The 16237-nt window shown below is 66.0% G+C and carries 18 protein-coding genes; 10 read left to right on the top strand and 8 right to left on the bottom strand.

From position 1 onward, the window contains the following. The first annotated feature begins 39 nt into the window (after window positions 1–39). Window positions 40–954, top strand: coding sequence for a phosphoserine phosphatase SerB (gene serB / locus ITX31_RS13635; protein WP_194783948.1), 915 nt, complete (start codon window positions 40–42; stop codon window positions 952–954). Between the two features lie 3 nt (window positions 955–957). Here serB and ITX31_RS13630 read toward each other — a convergent pair whose 3' ends face one another. Further along, on the bottom strand, window positions 958–1701 hold the full coding sequence (locus ITX31_RS13630) for an SDR family oxidoreductase (protein WP_194783947.1): 744 nt from the start codon (window positions 1699–1701) through the stop codon (window positions 958–960). Between the two features lie 123 nt (window positions 1702–1824). After that, on the bottom strand, window positions 1825–2553 hold the full coding sequence (locus ITX31_RS13625; RefSeq protein WP_194783946.1) for a beta-ketoacyl-ACP reductase: 729 nt from the start codon (window positions 2551–2553) through the stop codon (window positions 1825–1827). A gap of 146 nt (window positions 2554–2699) precedes the next feature. Between ITX31_RS13625 and ITX31_RS13620 the strand changes: the two genes are divergently transcribed. From ITX31_RS13620 to ITX31_RS13610, 3 genes are read left to right on the top strand one after another with little or no spacing between them, the layout of a single operon-like run. Then, the gene (locus tag ITX31_RS13620) at window positions 2700–3095 is read left to right on the top strand and encodes a DUF3099 domain-containing protein (RefSeq protein WP_228529348.1); all 396 of its coding nucleotides are present in this window, start codon (window positions 2700–2702) and stop codon (window positions 3093–3095) included. Further along, window positions 3092–3349: a hypothetical protein gene (locus ITX31_RS13615; RefSeq protein WP_194783945.1), complete on the top strand. Its 258-nt coding sequence runs from the start codon at window positions 3092–3094 to the stop codon at window positions 3347–3349. The genes ITX31_RS13620 and ITX31_RS13615 overlap by 4 nt, the downstream gene beginning before the upstream one ends. Further along, complete coding sequence (locus tag ITX31_RS13610) at window positions 3350–4231, top strand: SURF1 family protein (RefSeq protein WP_194783944.1); 882 nt, start codon at window positions 3350–3352, stop codon at window positions 4229–4231. 93 nt (window positions 4232–4324) lie between these two features. Here ITX31_RS13610 and ITX31_RS13605 read toward each other — a convergent pair whose 3' ends face one another. Beyond that, the gene (locus ITX31_RS13605; RefSeq protein WP_194783943.1) at window positions 4325–5923 is read right to left on the bottom strand and encodes an ABC-F family ATP-binding cassette domain-containing protein; all 1599 of its coding nucleotides are present in this window, start codon (window positions 5921–5923) and stop codon (window positions 4325–4327) included. A gap of 207 nt (window positions 5924–6130) precedes the next feature. Here ITX31_RS13605 and ITX31_RS13600 point away from each other — a divergent pair, with 207 nt between their 5' ends. From ITX31_RS13600 to ITX31_RS13590, 3 genes are read left to right on the top strand one after another with little or no spacing between them, the layout of a single operon-like run. Next, window positions 6131–6853 (top strand): biotin transporter BioY, encoded by a 723-nt coding sequence (locus tag ITX31_RS13600; RefSeq protein WP_194783942.1) that lies wholly within the window; start codon window positions 6131–6133, stop codon window positions 6851–6853. Continuing rightward, window positions 6850–7569 carry an energy-coupling factor ABC transporter ATP-binding protein gene (locus tag ITX31_RS13595; protein ID WP_194783941.1) on the top strand — a complete coding sequence of 240 codons (720 nt, stop codon included), beginning with the start codon at window positions 6850–6852 and terminating at the stop codon, window positions 7567–7569. The genes ITX31_RS13600 and ITX31_RS13595 overlap by 4 nt, the downstream gene beginning before the upstream one ends. Window positions 7570–7573: 4 nt before the next feature. Next, on the top strand, window positions 7574–8194 hold the full coding sequence (locus tag ITX31_RS13590) for an energy-coupling factor transporter transmembrane component T (RefSeq protein ID WP_323745688.1): 621 nt from the start codon (window positions 7574–7576) through the stop codon (window positions 8192–8194). Window positions 8195–8219: 25 nt separating this feature from the next. On the opposite strand, the gene ITX31_RS13585 is transcribed toward ITX31_RS13590, so the two are convergent. The 5 genes from ITX31_RS13585 to ITX31_RS13565 form a co-directional block, all read right to left on the bottom strand. After that, the gene (locus ITX31_RS13585; protein WP_091604946.1) at window positions 8220–8549 is read right to left on the bottom strand and encodes a metal-sulfur cluster assembly factor; all 330 of its coding nucleotides are present in this window, start codon (window positions 8547–8549) and stop codon (window positions 8220–8222) included. A 35-nt stretch (window positions 8550–8584) separates the two neighbouring features. After that, the gene (gene sufC / locus ITX31_RS13580; RefSeq protein WP_091604949.1) at window positions 8585–9355 is read right to left on the bottom strand and encodes a Fe-S cluster assembly ATPase SufC; all 771 of its coding nucleotides are present in this window, start codon (window positions 9353–9355) and stop codon (window positions 8585–8587) included. Between the two features lie 64 nt (window positions 9356–9419). After that, on the bottom strand, window positions 9420–10775 hold the full coding sequence (gene sufD / locus ITX31_RS13575; RefSeq protein WP_194783940.1) for a Fe-S cluster assembly protein SufD: 1356 nt from the start codon (window positions 10773–10775) through the stop codon (window positions 9420–9422). Beyond that, window positions 10775–12247, bottom strand: a complete 1473-nt coding sequence (gene sufB / locus ITX31_RS13570) for a Fe-S cluster assembly protein SufB (RefSeq protein WP_194783939.1) — start codon at window positions 12245–12247, stop codon at window positions 10775–10777. Before sufB ends, sufD begins: the two co-directional genes overlap by 1 nt. Further along, entirely contained in the window at window positions 12247–13059 is an 813-nt protein-coding gene (locus tag ITX31_RS13565) for a helix-turn-helix transcriptional regulator (RefSeq protein ID WP_416354822.1), read from the bottom strand. Before ITX31_RS13565 ends, sufB begins: the two co-directional genes overlap by 1 nt. Window positions 13060–13181: 122 nt before the next feature. Between ITX31_RS13565 and ITX31_RS13560 the strand changes: the two genes are divergently transcribed. The 3 genes from ITX31_RS13560 to ITX31_RS13550 are packed head-to-tail and all read left to right on the top strand — an operon-like array spanning window position 13182 to window position 15864. Next, on the top strand, window positions 13182–14135 hold the full coding sequence (locus tag ITX31_RS13560) for an ABC transporter ATP-binding protein (RefSeq protein WP_416354821.1): 954 nt from the start codon (window positions 13182–13184) through the stop codon (window positions 14133–14135). Beyond that, window positions 14132–14875, top strand: a complete 744-nt coding sequence (locus ITX31_RS13555; protein WP_194783937.1) for an ABC transporter permease — start codon at window positions 14132–14134, stop codon at window positions 14873–14875. Before ITX31_RS13560 ends, ITX31_RS13555 begins: the two co-directional genes overlap by 4 nt. Before the next feature lie 5 nt (window positions 14876–14880). Continuing rightward, window positions 14881–15864, top strand: coding sequence for a COX15/CtaA family protein (locus tag ITX31_RS13550; RefSeq protein WP_323745687.1), 984 nt, complete (start codon window positions 14881–14883; stop codon window positions 15862–15864). Window positions 15865–16237: the final 373 nt, after the last annotated feature.

Here is a 16237-nt window from a genome sequence, read left to right as displayed (position 1 = left end):
GACCGGCCGTCCACACCGCACAAAGATCGGAAACCACGCATGTTCCCTGAAACCTCCCCGGAATACAGCGTTGTCAGTTACGGACGCGAACTCGCTGACGCGTACCTCGGGAGGGTCCAGCAGGCCGTGGCCGGCACCGGAGCGCGGATCGTTGAGCTGGAGAACGCCGAGGGGAACGGCTACGTGGTTTCGAAACTGTTCGTAACCTACGACGGCGGGCTGGCGTCCCTGCGCTCTGCCGTTGCTTCGGCTGCCAAGGAGGCCCTGGGCGGTGGAGCGGCACCGGCACAGAGCGCCGTCGTTCCCGCTTCGCTGGTGGAGCCGGGACGCAAGCTGCTGGTCATGGACGTGGATTCAACCCTGATCAAGCAGGAGGTCATTGAACTCCTCGCGGCGCATGCCGGCCGTGAGGCGGAGGTGGCCGCCGTGACCGAAGCCGCGATGCGCGGGGAACTGGACTTTGCGCAAAGCCTCCACGCCCGCGTGGAGACGCTTGCGGGACTGCCTGAATCCGTAATCGCGGAAGTGGGCAACCGGATCGAACTTTCCGACGGCGCCGAGGCGCTGGTCAAGGCGTTCCTCACGACGGGCCACGCAGTCGCGGTGGTTTCCGGCGGATTCAACCAGGTGCTGGCTCCCCTGGCGTCTGCGCTGGAACTCACGTTCGCCCGCGCCAACGAGCTGGGCATTGAGGACGGCGTGCTGACCGGGACCGTGACCGGCGAGGTGGTGGACCGGGCCGTCAAGGCGCAGTCTCTCCGTGAATGGGCAGCGGAGCTGGGTATCCGCCTGGACCAGACCATCGCAGTCGGTGACGGCGCGAATGACCTGGACATGCTTGCGGCGGCCGCACTGGGCGTGGCGTTCAACGCCAAGCCGGCAGTGCAGGCCGCCGCGGATGCAGTGTTGAACCTGCCCAGCCTGGACGTGGTTCAGCACTTCGTGAAGCTTTAGGACCTACGCGCTGAGGTAGTCCGCTCCGCCAACGTATTCGGTGTGTCCGGTAGGCACGTCCGCAAGGGCCATGCGGGCTACCTCGGCTGCGAACTCCTCGACGGAGTAGAGCCGGCCGGCTTCTTCACGGCGCGCTTCGATGGCACCGGGGTTGGCCCGGTCCAGCAGGGTTGCGGTGACGGTCCCCTCGATCATGTCGCCGGAAACAACCACCAGGGTGATCCCGTTTTCCGCCAGCTCCGGGATGCGGGCACGCAGGGCGTCCTCGCCGGCCCGCTTGCTCCGGGCAACGGGCTCGTACTCCGGCATGGTAGGCACGGCGTTGATGAAGTGGGCCTGGTGGCTGGTCACGAAGACCACCCGGGAGCCCGGCTTCATTCGGGCAGCCGCCGCGTTGAGCATATTGACCTGCGCGTCGCGGTTGAGCTTGAGTGCGTAATCCTCCTCCACACCCGTTTCCATGCCGCCCGACGCGTTGAGCACCAGCACATCCAGGCTGCCGAATGAATCGAGCGCAGCGTCAACCAGCGCCGCGGGACCTTCGGCAGACGTCAGGTCCGCACCCACGGCAACAGCCCGTCCGCCGCCGGCCTCGATGCCGGTAACCACCTTGTTGGCGCGGGGCGCCTTCTGGCGGTAGTTGACAACGACGCCGGCACCCTCGGCGGCGAGCAGTTTCGCGACTTCAGCGCCTATGCCCCGGGACGATCCGGTGACGATTGCCGCTTTGTGCTCAAGCTGGCCCATAAGAACTCCTTTGTGAAACTTTGTGCGTGATAGCTAAAGAATTGCTCTCTGCATCCCATCCTGCCAGCACGTACCGGCGCGGACCTTGGTGGAAACCTCCAACGAATACCCATGGCGGGCGGGCTAATGTCCCATGCCCAGTCCGCCGTCCACGGGGATAACGGCACCGGAAATGTAGCCGGCTTCCGGACCTGCGACCCAGCGGACTACGGCCGCAACCTCCGCCGGTTCCGCGAATCGCCCGGCGGGAATCGAGGACAGGTAGTCCTTCCGGGTGTCCTCCGGGAGGGCCCGCGTCATGTCGGTGTCGATGAACCCGGGAGCCACCACGTTGGCGGTGATGTTGCGGGACCCAAGTTCGCGGGTCAGGGAGCGGGCGATGCCCACCAGCCCCGCCTTCGATGCGGCGTAGTTGACCTGGCCCGGGGAACCGTAGAGGCCCACCACCGAGGAGATCAGCACTACCCGGCCGCGGCGGAGTCTCAGCATCCCCTTGGATGCCCGCTTGACTACCCGGAAGGCGCCGGTGAGGTTGGTGTCCACCACATCGGTGAAGTCATCTTCGCTCATGCGCAGCAGCAGGGTGTCGCGGGTGATTCCGGCATTGGCCACCAGCACTTCCACCGGACCGTGCGCGGCTTCGACCTCCGTGAATGCGGCATCGACGGAGGCCATGTCCGTGACATCTGCCTTCACGCCGAGCATGCCTTCGGGAACGTCTCCGCTGCGGTAGGTGATGGCGACCTTGTCCCCCGCTTCGACGAACGCCTTGGCGATGGCCAGGCCTATGCCGCGGTTTCCGCCGGTGACGAGGACACTGCGGCCGGCCGGGGACTGGGAATCGTTCTGCACAAAAAATCCTTACGTATGGGGGCAGGGCATCAGGAACCGATCCTATCGGCGCCGGGGGCAACTACAAGTTACCGGGCAGCAGTGAGACAATGGGGGAATCTGTTTGGAGAGTGATAACCAAGTGACGATTCTGCGATGAACCAGGGATGAGCAAGCTAACCCGCCGCGGTGCCCGCATTCCGCGTATTACGGACGCCCGATCGGCGCATACCGATGAAATGCATGCGCGCATGGTCAAGTACACGGTGTCCATGAGTATTCGCATGGTGTGCCTGTTCCTGCTGTTCTTTGTCCACGGCTGGATGCTGTGGGTTGTGGTTGCGGGCGCCGTCGTGCTGCCGTGGTTCGCCGTCGTTATTGCCAACGGCGGCAGCGACAGCAGCAATCTTGGCGGGGACTCCCCCTATGAGGCCCCTGCACCGCAGCAGCTTGAGGCCCGCGTCTCCGATGCCCCCGAGTCCCCCGGCACCACGGTGCTCAGCGGCGAAATCATCGACGACGACGGACCTTCCGGCCACGGAACGCAGGCGCCGAAGGCATGAACCTGCTCGACCAGTTATCCGGCGGCGCCGGAGGCGAAGCCCGTGCCCGGTGTTCCAGGAAGGGCTGCCGTGCCGACGCGGAATGGCAGCTGTTGTGGAACAACCCCAAAATCCATACGCCCGAGCGCCGGAAGATCTGGCTGGCCTGCGGCGATCACCGCGCCTGGCTCGAAGAGTACCTGCAGCTCCGTTCCCTGTGGAAAGAAACGCTGCCCCTTAACGGCAGCGCCGGAACCGAAAGCGACACCCGGTAGATGTACAAGTTCCTCCTCTCCAGCCGCTGGCTGGGCTGGTTCGTCCTGGTGTGTGCGCTGGCCGCGGTCTGCGCGTTCCTTGGAACGTGGCAGCTTGACCGCCGCGATGCCGTCCGCGAGGACATTGGCTGGGTGGACGCGAACTATTCGGCGGACCCGGTTCCCTTCGAGGAGGCGGCCGGCTACTTCGAGGACTTCGACCCGTCAGCTGAGTGGCTGCCGGTCCAGCTGACAGGTACCTATGACAGTGCCCACCAGCGGATTGTCCGCAACCGCCCGTTGAACGGACGCCCGGGCTACGAGGTCCTGGTGCCGCTGAAGCTCCAGGACGGCACCGCCGTCGTCATCAACCGCGGCTGGCTGGCTATCGGCAACAATGAGGCAGGCTGGCCGGACGAGGTCCCTGCCGCTCCTGAGGGCGAAGTCACCGTCACTGCCCGCATCAAGCCCGCCGAGCCAACCCTGCTTCGCGGTGCACCGGAGGGCCAGCTGGCCTCTATCGACCTGGCAATCTACCAGGAGCAAACCGGGTACCCGCTGGAGCAGGCTGCCTACGGGCTGATGGACACCGAGGATCCAGCACCCGCTGAGCGGCCCGAGGCTGCTCCCAAGCCCGCGCTGGATGAAGGGCCCCACCTGTCCTACGCCCTGCAGTGGTATGCCTTTGGCCTGCTTTTCTTTGTCGGGTTTGGCTACGCCGCCCGCCAGGAAGCATGGAACCTGATCGAGGCCGGCGAGGACGAGGAGGATGACTTCGACGACGACGGCGAAGAGGTCCACTCGGCGGCGCCGGCTCCGCGCCGTACCCGGCCGGTGCGCAGGCGCCGCGGAACCACGGGCGAGGAAGAGGAAGACGCCATCCTGGACGCCCAGGGCTACTAGGTTCCGGCCCGGACGGGACGGCGCACACAGCACGGCACAGCAGAAAGGCCGCCGTCCCGGAGGGCGCGGCGGCCTTTCTGGCTTCGGCTTGGGCTAGGCCAGCGTGACAAGCTCCAGGTAACCTTCGTTCCAGTGATCCTCATCGCCGTCCGGCAGGAGGACAACGCGTTCGGGGTTCAGGGCCGCCACGGCGCCTTCATCGTGGCTGACCATGACGACGGCGCCGGAGTAGTTGCTCAGGGCGCCCAGGATCTCCTCGCGGGAGGCCGGGTCAAGGTTGTTGGTGGGCTCATCCAGCAGGAGAACGTTCGCGGATGACGCCACGATCGTCGCCAGCGCCAGGCGCGTCTTCTCGCCGCCGGACAGCACGCCTGCCGGCTTGTCCACGTCATCCCCGCTGAACATGAAGGAACCGAGCACGCTGCGCACCTCGGCGTCATCCATGTCCGGTGCCGCGGAGCGCATGTTCTCCAGCACGGTGCGGTCTGTGTCCAGGGTTTCGTGCTCCTGGGCGTAATAGCCGATCTTCAGTCCGTGCCCGGGAAGAATGCGTCCGGTGTCCGGAGTGTCCACGCCGGCCAGCATGCGCAGCAGGGTGGTTTTGCCGGCACCGTTCAGACCCAGGATGACCACCTTGGAACCGCGGTCAATGGCCAGGTCTACGTCGGTGAAGATCTCCAGGGAGCCGTAGCTCTTGCTCAGGCCCTCGGCCATCATGGGGGTCTTGCCGCAGGGCGCGGGATCCGGGAAGCGCAGCGCTGCCACCCGGTCCGTGGCGCGCACCGAGTCAAGTCCGCTCATCAGCCGGTCAACACGCTTGAGCATGCTCTGGGCAGCAGAAGCGCCTGAAGCGCGGGCCTTCATCTTGTTGGCCTGTGCCAGCAGGGCGCCGGCCTTCTTCTCAGTGTTGGCGCGTTCACGCTTGCGGGCGCGCTCGTCCGTCTCACGCTGGACCTTGTAGCGCTTCCAGTCCATGTTGTAGATGTCGATCGTGGCGCGGTTGGCGTCCAGGCTGAAGACCTTGTTCACGGTCGCTTCAAGCAGGCCGGTGTCGTGGCTGATCACGATCAGGCCGCCGGTGTGGTTCTTCAGGAACTCACGCAGCCAGGCGATTGAATCGGCGTCGAGGTGGTTGGTGGGCTCATCCAGGAGCATGGTCTCGGCGTCCGAGTAAAGGATCCGGGCCAGTTCCACGCGGCGGCGCTGGCCGCCGGAGAGGGTCTTCAGAGGCTGGTTCAGGAGCCGGTCCGGCAGGGCCAGGTTCGCGCAGATCGTGGCTGCCTCGGACTCGGCAGCGTAACCGCCGGCGGACAGGAACTCCGCTTCGAGCCGGTCGTAGCGCTTCATCGCTTTCTCGGAGACCTTTGGATCACCGCTGGCCATCTCGTCCTGGCACTTCTTCAGCTCGGTCAGGACCTTATCCAGGCCGCGGGCGGAGAGAATGCGGTCCCGGGCAAGCTGTTCCATGTCAGGGGTGCGGGGATCCTGCGGCAGGTAGCCAATGTCCCCGGTGCGCTTGATGTGTCCGGCCGCCGGAAGGGTTTCTCCCGCCAGGACCTTGGTGAGCGTGGTCTTTCCGGCGCCGTTGCGGCCCACCAGCCCGATCTTGTCTCCCTTGTCCACACGGAATGAGACCGCTTCCATGAGCAGCCGTGCGCCGGCACGCAGCTCGAGTTCAGATACGGCAATCACTAAGGAGGGACCTTTCGGAGGAAATGGATTGGGGCGCTATGTGCGCGGAATCTGCGAAGGCAGCCTTTCAAGTCTACCGGCTTAAGCAGAATTGTAGGAATCCGACAAAGGAGATCGCCCCGGCGCCGGTCTAGTCTCGGAAACACCGGGGCGGTTTCCCCGGAGTCTTAGGACTCATTCTGTAGGACCCTGACGAAATGAGCATTAATGTCCACCGCCCCTGAGCCAGCAGCCACGTCCCTGCCCGTGCCCTCCCCCGAGACCAGCGCCTCCAGCCTGCCCAGCTCCCGGGAGACCGGTGGCGGCTCGAGCGGTGCGGCGCCGCGTGCGGCGTCCCGGCGCCGTTGGGGTGCGGCTGACCTGTCCTACATCGCGGTCTTCGCCGCGCTGATCGCAGCGTTCTCCCTGGTTCCCGGGATTCCCCTGGCGGCCGGGGTACCCATCACGCTGCAGACCCTGGCCGTGACCCTCGCCGGCATGGTTCTTGGTCCGGCCCGCGGTGCGGCGGCCGTGGGCCTCTACCTTGCTGCGGGACTTGCCGGGCTGCCCGTCTTTAGCGGCTTTACCTCCGGCGTCGGGGTCCTTGCCCGCCCCTCCGCCGGATACCTCCTCTCGTTCCCGCTGGCGGCGCTGGTGGTCGGTCTGCTCGTACGCGTGCTGCTGGGCCGGATCCGCCGCGTGCGGTTCGCCGTGCTTTTCGCTGCGGGGCTGGGCACCAGCTTCCTGGTAGTGCATCCGCTGGGAATCGCCGGGCTCATGCTCAATGCCAAGCTTTCCTTCCCGGCTGCCCTCACGGCAGACATGGCGTTCTGGCCCGGGGACGTGCTGAAAAACCTGGCAGCAGCAGCCGTAGCGGTGAGCGTCTTCGCCGCCTTCCCCCGGCTGGCTCCGCGTATGAAGCCCCGCCGGACGCGGGCACACCGCTCATGACCGTCCAGTTCCTTGCCGCCGAGGTCAGGGCACCGGACGCAGGTCCCGCAGAGGCTCCCATACTGCACCCCTTGTCCCTGGAACTTGGCGAATCCCGGATAGCCGTCATCGGCGCCAACGGCTCCGGCAAGTCCACGCTGCTGCGCCTGATCAACGGGCTGCTGCTGCCTTCCGCCGGCAGCGTCAGCGTGGACGGGGCGGACACGGCCCGCCGGGGATCCCTGGTCCGGCGCCGGGTGGGGTTCGTGTTCACCGACCCGCTCTCCCAGCTGGTCATGCCCACGGGGCGCGACGACGTCGAACTCTCGCTGCGGCGCACTGTCCGCAGCGCAGCTGAACGCCGGGCCGCGGCGGAGCGCGTCCTGGACCGCTTTGGCCTGCTGGGCCTGGCCGACCGCAGCATCTATGACCTGTCCGGTGGTGAGCGGCAGCTGATGGCGCTGGCTGCCGTATTGGCAACGGAACCGGACATCCTCGTGGCCGATGAACCAAGCACGCTGCTGGACCTGCGCAACACTGCGCGGCTGCGGACCATCCTGGCCGGCCTCTCCCAGCAGGTCATCTACACCACCCATGACCTGGACTTCGCCGCCGATGCGCAGCGGGTACTGGTGGTCGATGGCGGAAGGATTGTGCAGGACGGTCCGCCCGGCGAGAGCATCGCGGCCTACCGGCGGCTCGCGGCCGGGGAGCCCACCGGACTGCGTGCGGAGTGAGCCGGTGAGGAGGAGCCTGGAGCTCGGCGCCTACCGGCCCGGCAACAGCCCGGTGCACCGGGCGCCGCTGGGACTGAAGGCGGCCGGCGTCGTCCTGGGCTCACTTGCCATGCTGGCTGCTGCGCATCCGTCGGCGACGGGAGCTGGTGCGCTGCTCACCGTGCTGGCCTACGCCGGGGCCGGGCTGTTGCGTGAACTCCTGCTGCCGCTGCGCCTGATGTGGCCGGTGCTGCTGATCCTCGGCGGATTCCAGCTCTGGCAGGCCGGAGTGTGGACGGCGGTGGCAGTAACCGGCAACATCCTGGTCAGCGTGCTGGCTGCCCGGCTCCTGGTGCTCACCGTCCCGGTGCCCCGGCTGCTCGACGGCGTGGTGGGGCTGGTGCGGCCGCTGCGGATTTTTGGGGCGGATCCGGAACGGTTCGGGCTGGCGCTGGCCGTGATGCTGCGCAGTGTCCCCTACCTGCTGGGTTCGGCCGCGGATGTCCGGAATTCCGCGAAGGCAAGGGGGCTCGAACGCAGTCCCCGCGCGCTGGCCGTGCCGGTGGTGATCCGCGCCGTGGCCTACGCCCAGCAGACCGGAGAGGCGCTGGCGGCACGCGGCATTGGTGAGCCGGACAGGGACTGACCCGCTGCCTTAACGCCGGGTCCGGCTAGATGTTGAAGCCGAGGGCCCGCATCTGGTCGCGGCCGTCGTCGGTGATCTTCTCAGGTCCCCACGGCGGCATCCACACCCAGTTCAGCCGGAAGTCGTCGACAATGCCGTCAAGGGCCTTGGCGGTCTGCTCTTCGAGGACATCGGTCAGCGGGCAGGCGGCCGTTGTCAGGGTCATATCGATGAGAAGGGCGCCGTCTTCGGCGTACTTGAGTCCGTAGAGCAGGCCCAAGTCAACGATGTTCACCCCCAGCTCGGGGTCAATGACGTCCTTGAGTGCCTCTTCGACGTCCTCCAGGGACGTCTGGGCCAGGTTGGCGTCGCTCATGTTCTGCTCCTCGTGTTCCGGCGTGCCTGGTGTGCTCAGGCGCTGACTGCGCCGGTCTTGGTGAACCGGTCGTAGCCTTCTTCTTCAAGGCGGTCGGCGAGCTCGGGGCCGCCCTGTTCGGCGATCCGGCCGTCAACGAACACGTGCACGAAGTCCGGCTTGATGTAGCGCAGGATCCGCGTGTAGTGCGTAATCAGCAGGGTACCCATGTTCCCGGCCTCATGCTCGCGGTTGACGCCTTCGGAGACTACCTTCAGTGCGTCAACGTCCAGGCCGGAGTCGGTCTCGTCCAGGATGGCGAACTTCGGGTGGAAGAGCTCAAGCTGGAGGATCTCGACGCGCTTCTTCTCACCGCCGGAGAAGCCTTCGTTGACGTTGCGCTGGGCGAAGTCGGCGTCGATGCGCAGCTGGGACATGGCGTTCTTGACGTCCTTGGTCCAGTGGCGCAGGGACGGTGCTTCGCCGTCGATCGCCGTCTTGGCGGTGCGCAGGAAGTTGGTCATGGTGACACCCGGAACCTCAACCGGGTACTGCATGGCCAGGAACAGGCCGGCGCGGGCGCGTTCGTCAACGCTCATCTCCAGGACATCTTCGCCGTCCAGGGTGATCGAGCCGCTGTCAACGGTGTACCGGGGGTGGCCCGCGATGGTGGAAGCCAGGGTGGACTTGCCGGAGCCGTTGGGGCCCATGATGGCGTGGGTTTCGCCGGTATTGATGGTCAGGCTGACGCCCTTCAGGATCTGCTTCTTGACACCCTGTTCGGTCTCGATGCTGACGTGAAGGTCCTTGATTTCAAGAGTGGACATGCGTAGTTTCGCTTTCTCTTTGCACGCGTGCGGTGCGGTCTGCGGGTTGGGAAGGAAGAAGGGCCTAGGCCTCGACGACGGCGAGCTCGCGCTCGACGGCGGCGGTGAGGCGCTCTTCCAGTTCCGGAACCTTGATCTGCTGGATGATTTCGTTCAGGAAGCCGCGCACCACGAGGCGGCGTGCAATGTCCTCCGGGATGCCCCGGGCCATCAGGTAGAACAGGTGCTCGTCGTCGAAACGGCCGGTGGCGCTGGCGTGGCCGGCACCTTCGATGAGTCCGGTTTCGATTTCGAGGTTGGGCACGGAGTCGGCACGCCCGCCATCGGTCAGCAGCAGGTTCCGGTTCACCTCGTAGGTGTCGGTTCCTTCTGCTTCCTTGCGGATCAGCACGTCGCCCACCCATACGGTGTGCGCGTCCTTGCCCTGCAGCGCACCCTTGTACATGACGCGGGACTTGCAGTTGGCAACGGCATGGTCAACGAACAGGCGCTGCTCCAGGTGCTGGCCGGCGTCGGCGTAGTACAGGCCGTACATTTCGACGTCGCCGCCGGTGGCCGTGAACTTCGAGGACGGCGTGACGCGCACCAGGTCACCGCCGAGGCTGACGGCGACGTGCTTGAAGCGTGCGTCACGGCCAATCCGGGCGTACTGGGCCGAGGCGTGCACGGCGTCGTCATCCCAGTCCTGGACCGTGATAACGGTGAGTTCAGCGCCGTCGCCGACGAGGATCTCAACGTTCTGGGACAGGGTTGCGGAACCCTTGTGGTCCAGCACGACGACGGCCTTGGAGAAGGCGCCGGCCTCAATGACAATGTGCTGGGCTGCCGGCTCGGTGCCGGCGCCGGTGATGGTGAGCGTCACCGTGCCCTCGGCCCGGGCGTCCTTGGGGATGCTGACCAGCGTCGCTTCGCTGAAGGCCTCCCAGGCTGCCGCGGCAACCAGGTCCTCGGGGATGCCTGCGGTGCCGATCCGGGCATCGTCGCGGCCGATTCCTGCCACGGTGACGCCGTCGGGAGCTACCACGGCGACCTCGGGGGCCGTACCGGTCAGTTCCTGCGTGTGCAGGCCGCGCAGCCGCTTCAGCGGCGTGAACCGCCAGTCCTCTTCACGGCCGGTGAGCTTGCCAAAATCCGACCGGCTGTAGGAGGTGGGGCGTCCGGCGCGGGAGCTGTCCGGAATGCCTGCCCCGGCACCGTGGCTGTGGGACTTGCTGCTGTCGCCGCCCAGGACGGGGGAAACGTCGTTCAGCGGAGAGAGGTTTTCGCCTTCCTCGGTGAACCCGTCAATGCGGACCCGGCGGTCTCCCGAAGGAGCCCCGATCCGCGCCTTGACGCCCTCCACTGCATTGCTGACCTTTTCGGCTACGGTTTCAGCGACGTTCTCGGCTGCGTTTACTACGGTGTCGTTGAGCTTCGACATTAACCGACGGCTCCTTCCATCTGGAGTTCGATGAGGCGGTTGAGTTCAAGGGCGTATTCCATCGGCAGTTCACGTGCGATTGGCTCGATGAAGCCGCGCACGATCATGGCCATTGCCTCGTCCTCGGGAAGGCCGCGGGACATCAGGTAGAACAGCTGCTCCTCGCTGACCCGCGAGACAGTGGCCTCGTGGCCCATGGTCACGTCATCCTCGCGGATATCCACATACGGGTAGGTGTCCGAGCGGGAAATTGTGTCCACGAGCAGCGCGTCACAGCGAACGGTGTTGGCGGAGTTCTTCGCGCCTTCCCGGACCTGGACCAGGCCGCGGTAGGCAGCGCGGCCGCCGCCGCGGGCTACGGACTTGGAGATGATCGAGCTCTTGGTGTTCGGAGCGATGTGGACCATCTTCGAGCCGGTGTCCTGGTGCTGGCCTTCGCCGGCAAAGGCGATGGACAGGGTCTCCCCCTTGGCGTGCTCGCCAACCAGGTAGACGGCCGGGTACTTCATGGTGACCTTTGAACCGATGTTGCCGTCGATCCACTCCATGGTTGCGCCTTCATGCGCGATGGCCCGCTTGGTCACCAGGTTGTACACGTTGTTGGACCAGTTCTGGATGGTCGTGTAGCGGACGCGGGCGCCCTTCTTCACGATGATTTCCACGACGGCGGAGTGCAGCGAGTCCGAGGTATAGATCGGAGCGGTGCAGCCCTCGATGTAGTGAACGTAGGAGTCCTCGTCCGCGATGATCAGCGTGCGCTCGAACTGGCCCATGTTTTCCGTGTTGATGCGGAAGTAGGCCTGCAGCGGAATCTCCACGTGGACGCCCTTGGGGACGTACACGAAGGAACCGCCGGACCAGACGGCTGTGTTGAGCGAGCCGAACTTGTTGTCGCCAACCGGAATGACGGTGCCGAAGTACTCCTGGAAGATCTCCGGGTGTTCCTTCAGGGCTGTGTCGGTGTCCAGGAAAATCACGCCCTGGCGCTCCAGGTCTTCACGGAGCTGGTGGTACACAACCTCGGATTCGTATTGGGCAGCGACACCTGAAACCAGGCGGCCGCGCTCGGCTTCCGGGATGCCGAGCTTCTCATACGTGTTTCGGATGTCCTCGGGGAGGTCTTCCCAGGTGTTCGCCTGCTTCTCGGTGGAGCGCACGAAGTACTTGATGTTGTCGAAGTCGATGCCGGAGAGGTCTGCGCCCCAGGTCGGCATGGGCTTGCGGTCAAAGTACTTCAGGCCCTTCAGCCGGAGGTCCAGCATCCATTCCGGTTCGTTCTTCTTCGCCGAAATGTCGCGGACAACCTCTTCGGAGAGGCCGCGGCGGGCGTTGGACCCGGCGACATCCGAGTCGGCCCAGCCGTACTCGTAGGTGCCAATGCCCTCGAGTTCGGGGTTCTTTTCCAGGATGTCTGAAATCACGGAGTCGGGCACCTGGGGTGCCTCGGCGTTCCGGGTTACTTGATCCGTCATCACGGCCTTTCTTGCTGATGAGTGGATGTGGACTGGGTGGTTGCGGAGCCCACCGGCTGGTGAGGCGCAGACTGCGAACGGCCCACGGGGATGTGGGTCGTACAAACGTGCCCGCCGCGGGAGAGTGTGGACAGCCTGCGCACATCCACCCCCAGCAGCCGGGAGAAAACTTCGGTCTCCTTGTCACAGAAGACGGGGTAGGCGCTTGCCAGCGCCTGGATGGGGCAGTGCCCCTGGCACAGCTGGATGCTCAGCAGGGTGCTGGGTGTCCGGCTGGTGCCGATCATGGTTGTGGACGCTACGAAGCCGTCCCTGGTCAGTTCCTCCGAGAGTGCCCTGGCGCGGTCCTCCAGCGCGGGACCGGCGGCGTCGAGCACCGGGCGGTAACGCTCTTCCATCTTCCTGAACCGCGCCGCGGCGAAGGCCTCGATGGCTTCGGGTCCCGCTGCCGCACCGAGCGCACGAAGCGCCTCGGCGGCGATGGTCAGGTAGTCGTTGCCCAGATAGGACTGGCCCTGCTGGCTCACCACATAGCGGCGTGCCGGCCGTCCAGCTCCGGCACCGGGACTGGAAACCCGTTTGACCTCAATCAGGCCCTGCCGCTCCAGCGCATCCAGGTGCCGGCGCACGGCTGCCGGCGTGAATCCCAGCCGATCACCGAGTTCTGCGGCGCTGACCGGACCATGCTCAAGCACGGCACCGAGCACGCGGTCCCGGGTGCGCTCTTCCGACTCCCTGGCGGCAGCCTGCGGGGCGGGTTTCACCGCCCCGTTGATATCCGCCGGAGGGGTCTCCGTCTCTGAACTCTTCACAGAATACACAACACAATCATGACCTAATCCATTCCTCAAGGCTACTAAGGCGATGCTTCCCAGGGCCCGGGCACGCGCCCTTCGCGGGCGGAATGGACTACTACCTAACGTAGAATATGGGGGTGCCTAACGACGAACCCTGCCTGACTATCACCAGCCTGGTCCGGGACCTCGGTCCCGTGCCGGGGCTTGACGGCAAAATGATCCGGGTGCTGGCCGGGGTTGACCTCACTGCCAGACGGGGCCAGGTGACCGCCCTGCTGGGCGCAAACGGCGCCGGCAAGACCACCACGCTTGAGTGCGCCCAAGGGCTGCAGCCTATCGACGGCGGTCAGGTCCGGCTGCTGGGCGAGCCCCCTTACGGTGCCGGAGCGGAACTGCGGGCACGGGTTGGCGTCATGCTCCAGGACGGCGGGCTTCCGCCCGCTGCACGTCCCGTTGCGCTGCTTCGGCACATCGCATCCATGTATAAGGACCCGCGCGACGTCGATGAGCTGGTTCAGCGGCTGGGCATTGGCTCATTCGCGAAGACTGGCATCCGCCGGCTCTCGGGCGGCCAGCGCCAGCGAGTGGCCCTTGCCGCCGCCCTGGTGGGAAACCCCGAAGTGCTGTTCCTGGACGAGCCCAGCGCCGGACTCGATCCGCAGTCCCGGCAGATCGTCTTCGAACTCATCCAGGAACTGCGGGACGAAGGGCTGGGGATTATCCTCACCACCCACCTGCTCGACGACGCCCAGCGCCTCGCGGACTACGTCTACATCATCGACGACGGGCGCACGGTAGCCCGGGGGACGGTTTCGGAGCTCACTGCCCGCACTGAGGCACACGCCTCGGGACGCGAGCTCTCGTTCGAAGCAGCACCCGGGCTCAACCCGGCGGTGTCCGGCCTGGAGCACCTCTCCTGCACCGAGGACTCCCCCGGCAGGTATGTGCTCAGCGGCGAATTCGGTCCGGGCGACCTGGCCCGCCTGGCGGGCTGGTGGAATGAGGCCGGCATCCTGCCTGACAGTATCCACATGGCATCACGCACGCTGGAGGACGTCTTCCTCGAACTCTCCGGAAAGGAGAACCGATGAGCGCTCCGGCTTCCCTCTCCGTGCGCGTCCTGAACCAGGGCAGGTACGAGGCCGAGACCATGCTGCGCAACGGCGAACAGCTGATCCTCGCCGTCGTGCTTCCCCTCCTGGGGCTGATTGCCCTGAGCGTGACACCGGTCCTGGACGCCTACGGCAGTTCCCGCATCGATACCGCGGCACCGGGAATCCTGGCGCTGTGCGCACTGTCCACGGCTTTCACCGGCCAGGGCATCGCCACGGGCTTTGACCGGCGGTACGGCGTACTCCGCTTCCTTTCCACCACTCCCCTGGGACGGGCCGGGCTGATCGCCGGCAAAGTCATTGCCGTACTGTCCGTTCTTGCCGTCCAGGTTGTGCTGGTCAGCGCCGTCGCCCTGTTCATCGGCTGGCGCCCGTCGCTGCCCGGGCTGCCCCTGGCGCTGGTGCTGCTGGCCCTGGGCGCGGTGGCGTTCACCTCGCTGGGCCTGCTGGTTGCCGGAACTGTCCGGCCCGAGGCTACGCTGGCCATAACAAACCTGCTGTGGATCCTGCTGGCAGGTATCGGCGGCATCATCCTTCCCGCTGCCGGTCTTCCTTCGGAGATGGAACCGTTCGTCCAGCTGCTGCCTTCGGCTGCCCTGGGTGATGTGATGAGATCAGCCCTGATAGATACGCAGTTCAACCTTTCCGCCACGCTGATCCTGCTGGCGTGGACAATCCTGGGCAGCCTCGCTGCTGTCCGCTGGTTCAAATGGAGTTAGTTCCCGTGTCCAACACCCCCGCCCCCGCACCTGCCGCCCGGACGGCCCCGCCATCCAGCGGCCCAGCCACCGGCAAGCTGATCCGTTCCCTGGCGGTGGCCACGCTGGTGGCTAACATCGCCATTGTGGTCACCGGCGGTGCCGTGCGGCTCACGGCTTCGGGCCTCGGCTGCCCCGAGTGGCCGCTCTGCACCGCCGACTCACTGGTCACCACGCCGGAGATGGGTGTCCACGGAATCATTGAGTTCGGCAACCGGCTTTTGACCTTTGTGCTCGCCGCGATGGCGTTCGGGATGCTTGCGTCGGTCTGGAAATCCCGCCGCACCCGCCCGGATCTGTTCTGGCTGTCAGCCGCGGCGCTGGCAGGAATCCCGGCGCAGGCCTTTATTGGCGGAATCACCGTGTGGACCGGACTGAATCCGTGGGTCGTGGGACTGCATTTCATTGTTTCGATGGTGATCATCAGTGTGGCAGTGGTCCTGGTGAACCGCGCCCGGCTGAGCAGCGCCGGGGTTGCCGGGTCCCACGAGCCGCTGGCTGACAGGCCCCTGCGCCCGGTGATCTGGGCAATCGGTGTCCTGTCCGCCATCACGGTCGTCCTGGGTGTCATCGTCACCGGTTCCGGCCCGCATGCCGGGGACCATGGCGCAGCCCGCAACGGCCTTAATCCGGACCTGGTGACCAGGCTCCACGTTGTTCCGGTCTATCTGCTGGTGTTCGCCACCGCCGTCGCCCTTTACCTCGTCTACCGCCGCGCTGCCGACAGCCGGCTGCGCTTCGCGCTGGTGCTCTTCACCGCCGTCGTGCTGGCCCAGGCCGTCATCGGATATGTGCAGCACTTCCTGCACCTGCCGATCGTGCTGGTGGCGATGCATATGCTTGGCGCTTCACTGCTCACCGCTGCCGCTGCCCACGTTGTCTACACCGCACTGTCCCGGAAGGTTCCGGGCAAGGCGCTGGCCGGAGCGAACCTGCCGGATTCGATGTAGCTGATCGTTCGGCGCGGCGGCCGGGTCCGCGGACCCGGCGGAAGACCCCATGGAACCTTGGGTTCCGTGGGGTCTTCTGCGTTGTGAGGCGCTTTGCGTTGCGGGGTCTTTTGCGTTGCGGGGTGTGGAGCGGAAGGCGGGAGCGGGCCGGGCCTACTGGTTGCGGGGTCGTCATCCTGCGGCGAGATAACGCTGCTTAGAGGGTCCCCCGCTCATCCTGTGGGGAGATGACGTCGCTAAAACTGGCTCTAAGGGACGCCAACCCAACGAGGGATGTGCCCGACGGCGTCTAAGGGACGCCAACCCACCGAGCGATGCGCAAAATGTTCTGGGGGGTATCCCGGGTGCCGCTCTCCGTAATCGTGGCCGCGTC

Source organism: Arthrobacter gandavensis (assembly GCF_015355785.1).
GTDB lineage: Bacteria > Actinomycetota > Actinomycetes > Actinomycetales > Micrococcaceae > Arthrobacter_B > Arthrobacter_B gandavensis_A.
This window is presented reverse-complemented; position numbering and strand designations above follow the sequence as displayed.

What these genes read in the sequence shown, in the direction of transcription:
- serB (WP_194783948.1), top strand. Translation starts at nt 40, where the DNA reads ATGTTCCCTGAAACCTCCCCGGAATACAGCGTTGTCAGTTACGGACGC.
- ITX31_RS13630 (WP_194783947.1), bottom strand. Translation starts at nt 1,701, where the DNA reads ATGGGCCAGCTTGAGCACAAAGCGGCAATCGTCACCGGATCGTCCCGG.
- ITX31_RS13620 (WP_228529348.1), top strand. Translation starts at nt 2,700, where the DNA reads ATGAGCAAGCTAACCCGCCGCGGTGCCCGCATTCCGCGTATTACGGAC.
- ITX31_RS13615 (WP_194783945.1), top strand. Translation starts at nt 3,092, where the DNA reads ATGAACCTGCTCGACCAGTTATCCGGCGGCGCCGGAGGCGAAGCCCGT.
- ITX31_RS13610 (WP_194783944.1), top strand. Translation starts at nt 3,350, where the DNA reads ATGTACAAGTTCCTCCTCTCCAGCCGCTGGCTGGGCTGGTTCGTCCTG.
- ITX31_RS13600 (WP_194783942.1), top strand. Translation starts at nt 6,131, where the DNA reads ATGTCCACCGCCCCTGAGCCAGCAGCCACGTCCCTGCCCGTGCCCTCC.
- ITX31_RS13595 (WP_194783941.1), top strand. Translation starts at nt 6,850, where the DNA reads ATGACCGTCCAGTTCCTTGCCGCCGAGGTCAGGGCACCGGACGCAGGT.
- ITX31_RS13585 (WP_091604946.1), bottom strand. Translation starts at nt 8,549, where the DNA reads ATGAGCGACGCCAACCTGGCCCAGACGTCCCTGGAGGACGTCGAAGAG.
- sufC (WP_091604949.1), bottom strand. Translation starts at nt 9,355, where the DNA reads ATGTCCACTCTTGAAATCAAGGACCTTCACGTCAGCATCGAGACCGAA.
- sufD (WP_194783940.1), bottom strand. Translation starts at nt 10,775, where the DNA reads ATGTCGAAGCTCAACGACACCGTAGTAAACGCAGCCGAGAACGTCGCT.
- sufB (WP_194783939.1), bottom strand. Translation starts at nt 12,247, where the DNA reads ATGACGGATCAAGTAACCCGGAACGCCGAGGCACCCCAGGTGCCCGAC.
- ITX31_RS13555 (WP_194783937.1), top strand. Translation starts at nt 14,132, where the DNA reads ATGAGCGCTCCGGCTTCCCTCTCCGTGCGCGTCCTGAACCAGGGCAGG.